We start from the raw sequence: 12,958 nt of genomic DNA on the forward strand, positions 1-12,958 counted from the left end.
AATTTGTTTTAAAAAGATGATGAAAATGCAGTATTGGAGAGCACCGTTTTGCTGTTTTTTCCTATAACCAAGTAAGAATCAGATTGGTCTAAAATTGAGTAAACGTTAATTTCCGACTCTTTTTCGTCGCTTTCATAAAGAAAATCGTAAATATTCCTTCTTAAAAAATCGAATTTGCTACTCTTAAAATTTATGGATTCAATATTCTTGATTTCCGTATGAAAAGGTATATTGGTGTGTTTAATTTTGGGCAATTCACTATTTAATTCCTGAGAGTTTTTTCTTTTGGATTGGTAATTGTGGTATTTTTCAATCAATCCTTTTTCGCGTACATATTGCTTCAGGGCTTTCAATAAATAGTATGATGTAGCTTTTAATCTTCCTATCAATGATTTTTTTAAAAAGAAAATTTCATATTGGTAATCGTAAACAGTATTGCACCAACGTCTTTTCCAATAGAAATCGCCTTTGGAAAAAGTTATAAGTTTTATTTTGTTAGAGATACACCATTCTATTTGTTTCATTAAGTCCGTATACCCTGTATTGAATTTTGAATAATCAATGTCATAGGTTCTTATATATTGAAAGATTACGTCTTTCATGTGAAAGTTAAGACAAATATCAATTGGCATTTTTCCGTTATAGATAACATAGAACGAAGCCTTTTTGTCTAAGATCATTTGGTAAACATGTGCTCTGTAAAAGTCTTGCGTAGCTAGGTTAATATTGTCTTTGATTCCTTTTTCTAATGAACGTAGCTCCAATAGGCGGTAAAACTCGTCCATTAAAAAATCGTATTCCGGTTTTTCAATAGCACCAAAATACATTTGATACCTAATGTCAAAACACTGTTCCAGTTTCTTTTGTTCCCGACGTAGTTTATAACGACTGGTTTTTCCGAACCTCTCATTAAGGTAGTCCGGGAGCGATTTTACGTTTTCAAAATTAATGAGGAAACCGGGATACTGCTTTATACTAAAACACCCTATTTCTTTAGGAAGTACATCTTTTTTTACCGTAAAATAACTAGGAATATCCTCCACAACAAAAGATGTAGCTGGCAGTTGAAATTTTTCTTCTTTAGAATTGGTGAAAACTAGTTCTTGTGTATAGCGGTTCAGTAAGCTTTTGTAATAAGAGGGCAAGGACTCTTTTGTGTATACGCTAAAGAAAAAGTTTAATGAATTCATGTGTGATTAGCAGATGCTTACTCTGCCGTATTTGGTAAAGGCTTGGATGATTTAGCTTTCTCTAGATAGTTAGCTAACTCTTTTGCAATTAAGGCTCTTCCATGTGAGTTCCAGTGATGGTCATAGATAAGAGTAGTGGGTTTCTGTGAGTTTTCAAAACTAATAGAGAAATCAATATAACATATGTCATTATCACGACAAAATGCTAGAAAACGCTCGCTGGTTTTTCTACTGTCCAAAAGTAAGCTGGTTTTACTTTTGTCAAAACCATATAGTTTTATAAGATTTTTGAAATTGGCAATCCGTTCTTGATCTTGTTTTAATTTTGCTTCTTCACTGTCTTTTAGCTCGTTGGTTTGATACCCTTTTTCGGTTTCATTAAAAGCTACACCGCGTTGTGCGAGTTTTTTTAGCGGTTCTACAATCCCAATTTTGCTTCCGTAGGCCAATAGCTTAATGTTGTCCCTTATTTTAAATAATGTAGAGGACAACATTTTTATTCGGTCTTTGTTTGGCTCATATTCTGCGCGGCCCAAATCGTTATCGTAATTCAAGTATAGAACAATTTGATCTATAAGTTTAAAATCATCTTGATAGGCATACACAAGATGCATTTGATTGGCAAAATCATAACCCGCATATCCATACTCATAAACTTGTACGCCATTAGTCTGGTTTTCTATTTGTTTACCTATAGAGTTGGTGAAATCTTGATGAAAACCCTCAATAAAAGAGTCTCCAATTAGTGCCATTTCATATGTATCCGTAGATGGGGTAAATTCCCTAAAGGAATTAAAACCGGCTTTATTAATGTGGAATTTCGAGAAATTTTGATTTCTATTTCCAGTAACAGCATAGCCGTCATGGTCAGGTACTCGCTTTTCAACGCCGTATTCGTCTATAAAACGGGGTGGGTCTTCAGTATATAAATGGAATACCCTAACAATTACTTCCAATACAAGAAGAATCAATAGAATATATACTATAGTTTTTAGAACAAATTTTTTCATCCCAACTAAAATTGAAAGTAGATAAACGAACGGTTTACGCCATCATCATAGAATAATAATATACTCAAAACTACCAGGGTATACAATAAAAACCGGACAACTGGCGAACTGAATTTAAATGGGGACCTCTCATCCTTTCTTATCAGATATTCATAAATAGTGAAAAGGGCAATCAATACATAAAAGTCCAGCATTCTATAGCCCATAGGGTGCATATAGGGTTCGTAGCGAAAGTTATTGCCTATCTGCTTTATGAAATCAAAAGAGGAGGATAGGGAAGGGGACCTAAAAAATATTCTGGAAAAAGTAACCAGAAAGAAAGTTAAAAGTACTTGGCCTATTTCCGTAATACTAGGTAACCAGGTACGTTCTGCAATAACATTATCTGCGTACACCCGATTTCTTCCCATTAAAAATACGGGAATGTAGAGTAGAGCATGAATACCGCCCCAAAAAACAAATGTCCAATTTGCACCATGCCAAAGGCCACTTACCAGGAAAATAACCGCAATGTTCCGTAATGATTTTAGTTTGCTTACCCGTGAACCTCCCATGGGAATGTACAGGTAATGCCTGAACCATGTACTTAATGAAATGTGCCATCTTTGCCAGTATTCCGCAATGTTCCTAGAGAAGTTTGGAAACTTGAAGTTAGACATTAGTTCTACACCAAAAAGTTTTGCGGTGCCAATAGCAATATCTGTATAACCGCTAAAATCACCATATACCTGAAAACTAAAAAGCGACACCCCAAGGATAAGAGTAGAGGCTGGGTAATCTGGGTAATTGGTAAAAATGTCGTCTACTATAGGAGCGAGAGAATCGGCTATGACTAGCTTTTTAAAGAACCCCCATAGAATTAATTTAAGACCACTAGTAGCTTGTTCGTAGCTAAAAACCCGGCGTGTATTAATTTGGTTCAATAAATTTGACGCCCTTTCAATTGGTCCTGCCACAAGTTGAGGAAAGAAAGCTACAAAGGCGGCAAAAGAAACGAAATTGGTAGTAGGTTTCAGTTTTTTATAGTAAATATCAAACGAGTAGGACATGGTTTGGAAAGTGTAAAAAGATATCCCTACAGGTAGAATAATACGGAGTGTCCAAACACTTTTAATACTATACCCTAGTGCATTTACAGACTCTATAAAGGAGTCAACAAAGAAGTTGAAATACTTAAAAAAGCCTAATAGTCCTAGGTTAAAAGCTACACTTACCCATAACCAATATTTGGCTTTTTGCTTGTTGTCCTGATATTTGAAAATTTGTTGGCCAACGAAAAAATCTAGAACGGTGCTAAGAAATATTAAAATAAGAAAACGCCAATCCCACCAGCCATAAAAGACATAACTGGCTACAATTACCAATAAATTTTGAATTTTCAGGCTCTTTTTGAACACAAACCAGTACAGTGCAAAGACCACTGGAAGAAAAATCAAAAAATCAAGCGAATTAAACAGCACTGTTATTTAATGTTTATTGTGTTAATATCATTTTTGTTCAATAGTTACAATGGTTGAACTGGTATTGCCTTTGCTTTTTTTGCTTGGCCTATAAAGTAATACTGTTTTGCATTGTCTCTATATACTTTTAAGTCTTTTGAACATTCATCATTAAGATATAAGAACTCAAAAGCCAATGATTTTAGTATATGGTTTTCCGCAGCGTTTAAATCAATTTCGGTTAAATCATTTTGGTGCGGCTCTTCAGAAATAGCCTCAAATTTGAACGCGGTCTGCATTGTTGACACTTCTGTTTTCGCGCTCTTAAGCTTATAAGTTAGTCTATGCAATCTTTCGTTTACATTTTTCTCACGCAACTTCTGTTTTAAATCAAAAAAGGATTTTAATCCCCGAGCCAATGTTTTAGCTAATATGGATGAGGAGTCATAAAAAATATGGTATTCAAAATCGTATGTTTTGTTGGACCATCTAGTTTTATAATCAAAATATCCTTTTGAGAAATCAAAAATCTTAATTTTTTCAGTTAGGCAATATTCAATTAGTTTCATGATAGTGACCGAGCCTAAATGGAATTTGGCATAGTCAATATCAAAAACGGTAATGGCATCAAAAAGTACGGTATCGGAATGGTAGTTTAAGGTAACTCCAATGGGAGCATTTTCGTCATAAATAACGAACAAAGAAGCCTTGTTTTCCAGAATTAAGGGATAAGCAACATCATAATAAAACTGCCATTCTTCAGGATTGAGGTTATTATTTGTTATTTGTTTATCGTTAAAGCGTTTTGTAAGTAATTCTTTAAATGAAACAAAAACCGCATCATACTCATCTTTAGTGATTTCACCAAAGTACATTTTATAAGTAATATCAAAACAGGCTTCAAAGCGCTTTTTGTATTTATTCAATTTGTATCTGCTACTCTTACTGAAAGTAGCAAGCATATACTCGTTGAAGTTGCTGTACTCTTCTAAATTTATTGCAAAACCAGGATATTGCTTTGAGCTTTGAAACTTGAGTTTTGAGTCAGCTGGAACGCTTATATCATTATTAAAATATGCGGGAACATCATAAATGAGAAAGACCTTATTTTTATAACCCTTACCATCTGTACTTCCTATGCTGTAATCCATACCCTTAGTTAGGGTTTTTCCAGAATTAATATATAAAGGCAAGTAGCTTGAGCCATAAAAACCAATATTCTTAAAGCAATCAAAGCTCAGTGGTTTCTTATTTTGGTTAAAGTGTTTAGACCAAACGGAAACGTAGGTATCTGAGAGAAAGGGATTATTTTTTATCAAAACAGATTAAGATTAATTAGATTTGGGCATTTGGCGATATGCTGGAAAAAAATTGCTTTCACCATCATTTGTGCTGTCGCATAGCTGCTCTTCCCGCTTTTTAACCAAGTCTTTGTAGACTTTAGGATTTACAATCCATTTCCAAAATTTAGCCGGTCTGTGATTTTTGGAAAAAGTGGATTTAAAAGCGAATAAAGAATCACTTTTAACACCTTTTCCACCGCCAAGATTAAAAAATTTGTAGTTTTCCTCAGTAGCATCAATACGCATAGTATCAATAATCAGCTTAATAGCATTAAGGTTAACATACTCTTCCTTATAGCCGGATAAATGATATTGAACAATCTCATCGGTCTTAATAAACATGGCGCCACCTATAACTTCTTGGGTTTCATCTATAACACATAGTAAAAGTTCTGTTTTAAAGAATGAACTTAACATGAGCTGATAAAAATAACGGTCATTGAAAAAATAACTTTCATCCGCATTTACCCTACGCATGTTTTCGTAATAGATATCCATAAAAGTCCGAATATCCTCCTCGGAAGTACCTTTTCTGACAGAACATACTTTTCTGCTTTTGTTGATGTAAGTCTTTAAGCGACTACTGTATTGTTGGCGCTGTATATCCAAGGGAAGGGTAAGGTCTATATAGACCACTTCTCCAGGACTTGAAATATCTCCAATATTGGCAAGAATCTCTTCTTGATGGTCTATATAAGGATGAAGTCTAGAAAAAACGGAAACTATTTTTTGCTCAATAAAAAGCTTCTGTAATTCAATTTTGAACGTGGTATTTTCAAAGTTAAGGCTCTTGGTACTGCAGAGTGGTCCGGCATAACCATAGACAGAAGTTACATCTTTATAGCATGTCCCTTCAATATCTCTTAGCATTAAAGGTATAATAATACTGGCCCCATCTTCTTCATAGTGAATTAGAATAGGTGTCTCGTCTTCGTTTTTTGAAAGGTAATGATAGTGGTAGGTATGGTAAAAGTCACAGTGGTCGACCATTTTCATGAGATCGTTCCATTCATTCCTTTCGGTTACAATTTCAATCATTAATGCAGGTTAAATGCTTGAGGTAGAAGTAATCTTAAACCTCAGGTTAGTGTTGGATTTCATTGTTGAGATTTCTCAATAGAATTTAACCGTAAAGCAAAATTTTGATTACTGATGTGGTGTTGGTTAGCAAATAACTTTTTCTTGAAGCCATTTGATTGTATTTAATTGATACTCAGTTATAAATTGTCTAATGTAAACCTATTTTCGCATGGTGTAAAGATGAGTAAAATAGTATTATAAAATTACTGCTTTAAGGAGGATTTTCAAAAAAATAGGATAGTTAACTTTTATTCAAAAAATAAGGTGATAATTGCTTTATGTTACGGCGATATCTCCAATTTTCTCTATAAAAACTTTAGGAAGATGGGTTTCGGTAAAATAGCGATAGCCATCATTATGAATGTTTAAGCCATTGTCAATCAGTCCTATACTATTCCATCCTAGATGATTGGGAGCTATAAAATCTTTCCTTACATTGTCCGCTACATAGCAGTAATTATGATTTGCAAAGGTTTTTTCTATTTCTAAGTAGTTGTTTTTATCAGGTTTTTCCGAGCCCAACTCTTCAGAAATAACTATTTTATCAAAGTAAGTTTCAATACCTAACGCTAAAAGCTTCGCTCTTTGGGTTTTGCTGCGCCCATCCGTAATTATAGCCAATTTTCCTCCCTTATCCTTAATTGATTGTAGTAAAGGAAGAACCCCTGAAAATGGTTGTATAGTAGGATTGTGATTCCGGTAAAGGTTTATGAGAGCTTCCTTTTTGATATTATAAGTAGTTGCTAAATGTTCAAATACGTTTTCTTTATTTCTGTACATAGAGAACATTTGTGCAAATAGAGGCTTCCATTCTTTGGAACCCAATTCTTGGGCAATTGCACAATAGGCCGACCTAAGGAAGTCAATTTCATTATAGAGTGTATCGTCTAAATCAAAAACGATAACTGTTTTTTCATCAACCTTTATATCCATGAACTAGAATTTCATCATCGTATCGTATCATAAGCAAATCATTTTCCCAACAATCAAAGTTTTCCTCAATATGTTTGCCTTGAGTAAATTCCTCAATAATCCATTTTGGATAATTGGCTCCTGATAAATAGGATAGGGGGTAGCCACCACCAAATCTAGGGTTAATTTCTATAGCCCTCACCTTATCTTCTGTATTATGAACAAAAAATTGAGCTGTAAGACATCCAACAGCACCATTAACATGGGCTAAATTCTTCTTAATGTAATCAACCAAGAGATTCTTAACGGTCAAAGCTTTGTAAACTTCACCATCTCTAACTTCAATCCGTTTGCGAGGAACTACACATTTTAGTTTGTTATCTTTTCCATAATATAAATCGCAGGTGAATTCATCATAAAAGTCATGGTCAAGGTACTCCAAGAACATGAGCTTATCATTTTCAAAATGATAGGAGGTCAAATCTTTTTCCTCCTTTATAAGATAAGTGTCTACACTACGACTACCGTCTATTGGCTTAATGAATAAGGGTAGTTCATAATTATCTTTTGAAAACTCTTTGGCTACCGCAACATTATGTTCCTCAAAAAACTTATGAATTTGTCTTTTATCCCTGCATTTGCCTACAAAATCAGATGAAGCCACTACAGGAGTAACCCCATTTTTTTCTAAAAGAAGCCTATTCTGAGACAGCGGTAGTAATTCTGTATCTATCGTTGGAATCAATAACTTAATATTCCTATCTCTACATTCTTTTATGAGAACATCAAAATAGTCAGGATGTGTAACAAAAGGTACTTTAAAATAACCGTCGGCTATTTGGCAGGCTCCGGATAAAGTTGGATCGGCATCTGAAGCAAATACCTTTGCACTAGGGTATATTTTTTTAAGTTCCTTTTGAAAAGCTCTGACAAGAGAAACGCGTCTGCCTGCAGAAGATATGAGAACGTTCATTGTGTTATGGTATAAAAAGATCGGAACATCTTTATGAATGGATTAATCAAAGGTTTTCTATTAAATACGAAAACCAAGCAAGAATAGCCTATTCCGTGATAATCTTCTCCTATGAATTTTTTTAATGGGTAAGCATCTATTTTTTCAAAATCCGATAACATGGCCGGAATCTCCGAAACTGATATATCCGACTTCATTAAACGAACCATAAGGAAAAAAACAAACGATTGCTGTCTGGTCTTTAACCGTTTAATGCATGCTTGGGCATTTTCATGCTCCTTGGGAACAGTTGCTATTAACTTATCAAATACATGAGCGGCATTGGCGTTGTCATAAATTACTTTATTGTAATGTTCCGGGCTCTTATTGCGCATTGCCGAAGTTGGTAAAATTCGGTATCTATGTACGTCTAAATTGGTATGTGCCATTCTTTTGGCTTGGCAGAACAGCTCGGCAGTGAGTATGGCATCTTCCATCCATTTACCTTCAATAAAACGGATCCCCGTATTTTTTATGAACTCTCTTTTTATGAGGTACCACCAGATTTCATTTTGGTGTTTCCTATGGGCCAAATAAGATATACCATCTTCAATAGTAAGATCGTTTAATTTACTACCCAAGTTTTCGGAAACGGGATACTTTTTTTCTACAACAGACTTTGTTCTAAATGTAAGGATATCCAAACTATGATCTGAAGCTAATTTTAACAGCACTGGCAAAGTGTTTTCCGCTACATAATCATCTGGGTCCAAAAAATAAATATATTCGCCCTGTGCCATGTCGTAACCTGAATTACGAGCGGCCCCAACCCCAGCATTTTTTTTGTCTATGACCTTTATATGGTCATTTCTTTTGGCATAGTCCATGGCAATTTCAAGCGTTTTGTCCTTGGACTCATCATTTACAATAATGATTTCATACTCTTCAGGGAGCAGGCTTTGCTTCAATAGGCTATCTACACATTCGGGCAGATAGAGTTCCATGTTGTAGCAGGGGATGATTATACTTAACTTCATACTTTACTGTTTCCTGTAAAAACTTCCATAGTTGCGCTTGAATCTGAACTAATGCCATCACTCTTGATAACCTTTTGGATAGTTAGAAAAAGAATTTTTAAATCTAACCAAAACGAGCGGTTTTCAACGTACCAAACATCATATTCAAATTTTTTGTCCCAAGAAATCGCGTTTCTTCCATTTACTTGGGCCCAACCGGTAATACCCGGTCTTACTAAATGCCTTTTTTTTTGCATGTCATTATACAGGGGGAGGTAGGATACCAATAATGGTCTTGGGCCTATAAGGCTCATTTCACCTTTTAGAACATTAAGTAACTGGGGTAATTCATCAAGAGAAGTTTTTCTAATGAACCTGCCAATAGGTGTCAGTCTTACTTCATCAGGAAGAAGGTTGCCATTTTCGTCTTTTTTGTCGTTCATAGTCTTGAATTTAAAGATTTTAAAAATCTTCTCGTTTTTTCCCGGTCTTTTTTGAACAAAGAAAACGTCTCCTTGATTGGAGACGGCTAAGAACACTATGACAAATACGATTATTGGACCGGCTACCATTAAACCGAATAGCGCTATAAAAAAGTCCAAAACCCGTTTTATAAAATGTTTGTACATACTGGTTAAATATTCCTACGGCAAATTAACTATAATATTTTCTTTTTCATTGATCCAGATAGACCAATTACGGTTTTTATGGTTGTAGGGGGATATTCGGATTTTTCTTTCATGCTAAGCAGAAGACCAGAACTTTTTTTAATACCGTTAGAGCTTTTATAGCTGTTTTTCAATAATATTAAAAATATGGCTGTTAATTAGATTCACATCAAATTTATTTTCAGCTAATTTTCTGCTTTCTTGACCCATAATTTCAATTTGCCCTGGGTTGTCCAAAAAGTATTTCATAGCGTCAACAAGCGGTTTTTCTTCTTTGGGCGCAATTAAAAAACCATTTTTGCCCTCAACAACAGTTTCTTTACAACCAGGCTGCATGGTGGTGATGATGGGCATACCACTTGATAAAGCCTCTAGGATAGAGCGGGGTACGCCCTCTCTATAGTAAGTAGGCAATACAAAAATGTCTAATTCAGAAATAGATTTTGCTACATTGATGGATTTACCATGATATACTATGGTCCCATTTCTGTCTAGTTCTTCAAGTTCTTTTTGTGAGACCGCAGAACTACTGTTTTCAGGAGGTTCGCCAATAATATGAAATTCTGAATTAGGATAATGGGGTTTTAATTCTCGTGCCCCGTTCATAAGAAGTTCAACCCCTTTTTCCTTCATTAACCTGGCTACAAGTACAAACTTAACAGCACTACTTGCGGAATGCCTTCTTGGTTTAAAGGGAAATTTGTCTAGGTTGATCCCGGAACCGTTAACTACATGTAAAGATTGGTTTCGTGCAACAATTTTATGATTTTTGAAAAGTTCAAGATCGTCCGAATTTTGAAAAATAACGGCTTTGTTGGATTTTAAGGCTTTTCTATATAGAAACTCTGTTACGGATTGCAAAACTTTAGCCTTCGTGGTTACCCTGCTAAAAGTAAATCCGAGACCTGTAATTAGGGAAATTACGGGAATGCCAAGTTTCTTGGCAGCAAATGATCCATAGATAACGGGTTTAATGGTGTACGGAAAAAGTACGTCTATTTTATGTGTTACCATTATGGTTTTCAGTTCCTTAATGGTATTATAATCGCTTAGCGGGTTTAACCCGGTTCTTTGTAAGTTGAACGGTACCGGAATACCACCCAATTCGCGAACCTTTTTTAATGTGTTATCGTCAAAGTCTGGTCCGCCACAGTATACCTTAAAGCCTTTAGTTAATAGGTGCTTTATAAGATCTCCTCTAAAATTGCTTAAAGAAAAGGAAGCGGAGCAGAGGATGAGTATGTTTTTATTGAAATTCATAAAATCCTGTATAAGGAATTAATTAATGAACAGATTCCATTATTTGCGTATAGAATGAAGACTGTGTTCTTGACTTTAAAAACGAATCAAATATAGGTTTATTGGCTGTGGTATCACTTTCAAGTGCGTTTATAATACTATTTTTTAGTTTTTCCATGTCTTCTGTGGGGCATGTTTGGATGTTGGGAATATCTTCAATTCCGCCAGCACTTAAAGTTGCAACTATAGCAGTATTCTGAGACATCATCTGTAATAGAACGTTTGGAAACCCTTCAATACGAGATGATAACACACAAACTTCGGCTTTTTTAAAGTATACATATACGTTTTGTACGTAACCCGGCATATGAACCTTTTCCTTCAACCCTAACTCTTCAATTTTTTTATTAAGATTATCTCTTTCCGCACCCTCTCCAAGAATAATTAATTTTAAATCGCTATACACCATTGCTATCTCTCTAAAGGCGTCTATGAGTATGTCAAAACCTTTTGCAGGGGCCAACCTTCCGGCAGCGACAATAAATTTTTTATTATCAAACTCTTTTGCAATACTTCCAGTTCTGGAGTTTATATCATCAAAATTAAAAGGGTTCGAAATAGTTTTGATGTTAAGATTCTTGGTAAGAGTTGGGAGTGCTTCCACAAGCTGCCTTTTCATGTAGTCGGTTTGCGTAATGACCAATGAAGAACCCTTGTAGCCCAGCGTATAAAAAAGAGAATATACTTTTAGTTTATACCCGGTTAAAAGTTGAAATATAGAATTGGACTCCCTTAAAATAACTTTGGCTTTCAAAACTCCTAATCTTTTGGCCAATCCTAGAGAACCGTTTATAATAGTCTGCGATGAGAAGGTATAAGAAACATCTCTATAGTTTTTAATCAACAGGTAGGGTAGGAGCCAGAGTATCCCTATAGCGTACGAACTGAAAGGAAGGTAGACAATGTCATACCTTTTCTCCATTTCTGCCCAACCTTTATTTGTTTTTTTTGATAGTATAATCACCCTGCACGACTGGTCCTTCTGTGAAAGGTAGAGGGCCATACTTTTAACAATATGTTCGGAGCCTTGTATGCTGTCTGTAGGGAGTACAAATAGCCAAGTATGTTTTTGAGTTAGTTTCAGAGCTTAATTAAATACAGTTTTCACTAGATTATAAATGCGTTATTTACTACGAACGGGTAATTTAAGCATTTGGCCAAAATTCAAATCCCAAACTTCAGGAATAAATTTCCCAAAGCCCGATGCCGGATGGAACGTTAGTTCACCAAAATAAACCTTATTTTTAACAGAATAAAGGTCGACCCGAACGAATAAAAAATCTTTAGAAAGAATTTGTGCTACTTCAATCATCTCACCTAACGTAGTTGGTCTAGCTACAGGGGGGCCAATAGGATAATTAAATTCGCAAGGAATTAGATTCCAGTCGATATCATAAAGATTTTTTTTATGATTTGTTTCCCTATCGACATCGACCTGTATAAAACCGACTTTACCATTGAAACAATGAAATTTATAATCAGATGGAATTTTCCCATCTTCACTGATTAATAGTTTTTCTACAACAAGTCTTGGTTCTATTTTCTCATACTGCCATTCACTTTTAATGTTTGCATACTTATAATTCAATAAAGAAGTTAATTTTTTCCGAGCATCAGTCCAGTCAATTTTATGTTTATCTCTGACTATCAAAACACCACCACTATCATGAGTAGTTTTAATTATCACGGGATAGTCTGGTAAAGTTTCAGGATTTATTTCTTCAACCTTTTTTGTTTGATTGATTAGAGGAATGAGATAATTCAATCCTATTTTCTTTTCAATGTGTTCTCTGACAGCAAATTTATCCGCACAAGTTACGTGTAATTCACTTCTATCATTTAATTTTAACCATTGTATTTTCTCGTTATAAGTTTTCGGTAAGTCAAGATTTAGAGAATAGCCTAACATCTTTTTAAAACGAAATTTTAACACTGTTGCTTCTGGAATGACATATCGGCCGGCATTAAGAAGGAAGTTCGTAAAGCTGCGAAAAAATCTGGATTTGGAATATATTTTGAATAATGGATCAATTACTTTCATGGTATACA

12 protein-coding genes are annotated in these 12,958 nt (G+C 34.8%); all 12 read right to left on the reverse strand.

Annotated features, from left to right (window positions below):
- Window positions 1-8: 8 nt before the first annotated feature.
- The 12 genes from Q4597_RS11120 to Q4597_RS11175 all read right to left on the reverse strand — a co-directional run bounded on the left by Q4597_RS11120 (window position 9) and on the right by Q4597_RS11175 (window position 12,950).
- Window positions 9-1,190, reverse strand: coding sequence for a GNAT family N-acetyltransferase (locus tag Q4597_RS11120; protein WP_303406265.1), 1,182 nt, complete (start codon window positions 1,188-1,190; stop codon window positions 9-11).
- A gap of 17 nt (window positions 1,191-1,207) precedes the next feature.
- Window positions 1,208-2,200 (reverse strand): hypothetical protein, encoded by a 993-nt coding sequence (locus Q4597_RS11125; protein ID WP_303406266.1) that lies wholly within the window; start codon window positions 2,198-2,200, stop codon window positions 1,208-1,210.
- Between the two features lie 5 nt (window positions 2,201-2,205).
- On the reverse strand, window positions 2,206-3,636 hold the full coding sequence (locus Q4597_RS11130; protein WP_368506679.1) for an MBOAT family protein: 1,431 nt from the start codon (window positions 3,634-3,636) through the stop codon (window positions 2,206-2,208).
- A gap of 68 nt (window positions 3,637-3,704) precedes the next feature.
- Window positions 3,705-4,790: a GNAT family N-acetyltransferase gene (locus Q4597_RS11135; RefSeq protein WP_303406268.1), complete on the reverse strand. Its 1,086-nt coding sequence runs from the start codon at window positions 4,788-4,790 to the stop codon at window positions 3,705-3,707.
- Window positions 4,791-4,970: 180 nt separating this feature from the next.
- Complete coding sequence (locus tag Q4597_RS11140; RefSeq protein ID WP_303406269.1) at window positions 4,971-6,020, reverse strand: peptidoglycan bridge formation glycyltransferase FemA/FemB family protein; 1,050 nt, start codon at window positions 6,018-6,020, stop codon at window positions 4,971-4,973.
- Window positions 6,021-6,338: 318 nt separating this feature from the next.
- Window positions 6,339-6,995, reverse strand: coding sequence for an HAD family hydrolase (locus Q4597_RS11145; protein ID WP_303406270.1), 657 nt, complete (start codon window positions 6,993-6,995; stop codon window positions 6,339-6,341).
- Entirely contained in the window at window positions 6,979-7,947 is a 969-nt protein-coding gene (locus Q4597_RS11150) for an ATP-grasp domain-containing protein (protein WP_303406271.1), read from the reverse strand. Before Q4597_RS11150 ends, Q4597_RS11145 begins: the two co-directional genes overlap by 17 nt.
- Complete coding sequence (locus Q4597_RS11155) at window positions 7,944-8,963, reverse strand: glycosyltransferase (RefSeq protein WP_303406272.1); 1,020 nt, start codon at window positions 8,961-8,963, stop codon at window positions 7,944-7,946. Before Q4597_RS11155 ends, Q4597_RS11150 begins: the two co-directional genes overlap by 4 nt.
- The gene (locus Q4597_RS11160) at window positions 8,960-9,571 is read right to left on the reverse strand and encodes a sugar transferase (RefSeq protein ID WP_303406273.1); all 612 of its coding nucleotides are present in this window, start codon (window positions 9,569-9,571) and stop codon (window positions 8,960-8,962) included. The genes Q4597_RS11155 and Q4597_RS11160 overlap by 4 nt, the downstream gene beginning before the upstream one ends.
- A 156-nt stretch (window positions 9,572-9,727) precedes the next feature.
- A complete protein-coding gene (locus Q4597_RS11165) occupies window positions 9,728-10,870 on the reverse strand; it encodes a glycosyltransferase family 4 protein (RefSeq protein ID WP_303406274.1) in 1,143 nt (380 codons plus the stop codon).
- Between the two features lie 22 nt (window positions 10,871-10,892).
- Window positions 10,893-11,831 carry a glycosyltransferase gene (locus Q4597_RS11170; RefSeq protein ID WP_303406275.1) on the reverse strand — a complete coding sequence of 313 codons (939 nt, stop codon included), beginning with the start codon at window positions 11,829-11,831 and terminating at the stop codon, window positions 10,893-10,895.
- Window positions 11,832-12,032: 201 nt separating this feature from the next.
- A complete protein-coding gene (locus Q4597_RS11175) occupies window positions 12,033-12,950 on the reverse strand; it encodes an ATP-grasp fold amidoligase family protein (protein WP_303406276.1) in 918 nt (305 codons plus the stop codon).
- Window positions 12,951-12,958: the final 8 nt, after the last annotated feature.

It is taken from the genome of Zobellia sp. 1_MG-2023 (genome assembly GCF_030549125.1).
Classification (GTDB): Bacteria; Bacteroidota; Bacteroidia; order Flavobacteriales; family Flavobacteriaceae; genus Zobellia; species Zobellia russellii.

Bases quoted from the DNA above. Each gene is read 5' to 3' on its own strand.
- Q4597_RS11155 (WP_303406272.1), bottom strand. From the start codon at position 8,963: ATGAAGTTAAGTATAATCATCCCCTGCTACAACATGGAACTCTATCTG.
- Q4597_RS11120 (WP_303406265.1), bottom strand. From the start codon at position 1,190: ATGAATTCATTAAACTTTTTCTTTAGCGTATACACAAAAGAGTCCTTG.
- Q4597_RS11175 (WP_303406276.1), bottom strand. From the start codon at position 12,950: ATGAAAGTAATTGATCCATTATTCAAAATATATTCCAAATCCAGATTT.
- Q4597_RS11165 (WP_303406274.1), bottom strand. From the start codon at position 10,870: ATGAATTTCAATAAAAACATACTCATCCTCTGCTCCGCTTCCTTTTCT.
- Q4597_RS11125 (WP_303406266.1), bottom strand. From the start codon at position 2,200: ATGAAAAAATTTGTTCTAAAAACTATAGTATATATTCTATTGATTCTT.
- Q4597_RS11140 (WP_303406269.1), bottom strand. From the start codon at position 6,020: ATGATTGAAATTGTAACCGAAAGGAATGAATGGAACGATCTCATGAAA.
- Q4597_RS11145 (WP_303406270.1), bottom strand. From the start codon at position 6,995: ATGGATATAAAGGTTGATGAAAAAACAGTTATCGTTTTTGATTTAGAC.
- Q4597_RS11160 (WP_303406273.1), bottom strand. From the start codon at position 9,571: ATGTACAAACATTTTATAAAACGGGTTTTGGACTTTTTTATAGCGCTA.
- Q4597_RS11135 (WP_303406268.1), bottom strand. From the start codon at position 4,790: ATGGATTACAGCATAGGAAGTACAGATGGTAAGGGTTATAAAAATAAG.
- Q4597_RS11150 (WP_303406271.1), bottom strand. From the start codon at position 7,947: ATGAACGTTCTCATATCTTCTGCAGGCAGACGCGTTTCTCTTGTCAGA.
- Q4597_RS11170 (WP_303406275.1), bottom strand. From the start codon at position 11,831: ATGGAGAAAAGGTATGACATTGTCTACCTTCCTTTCAGTTCGTACGCT.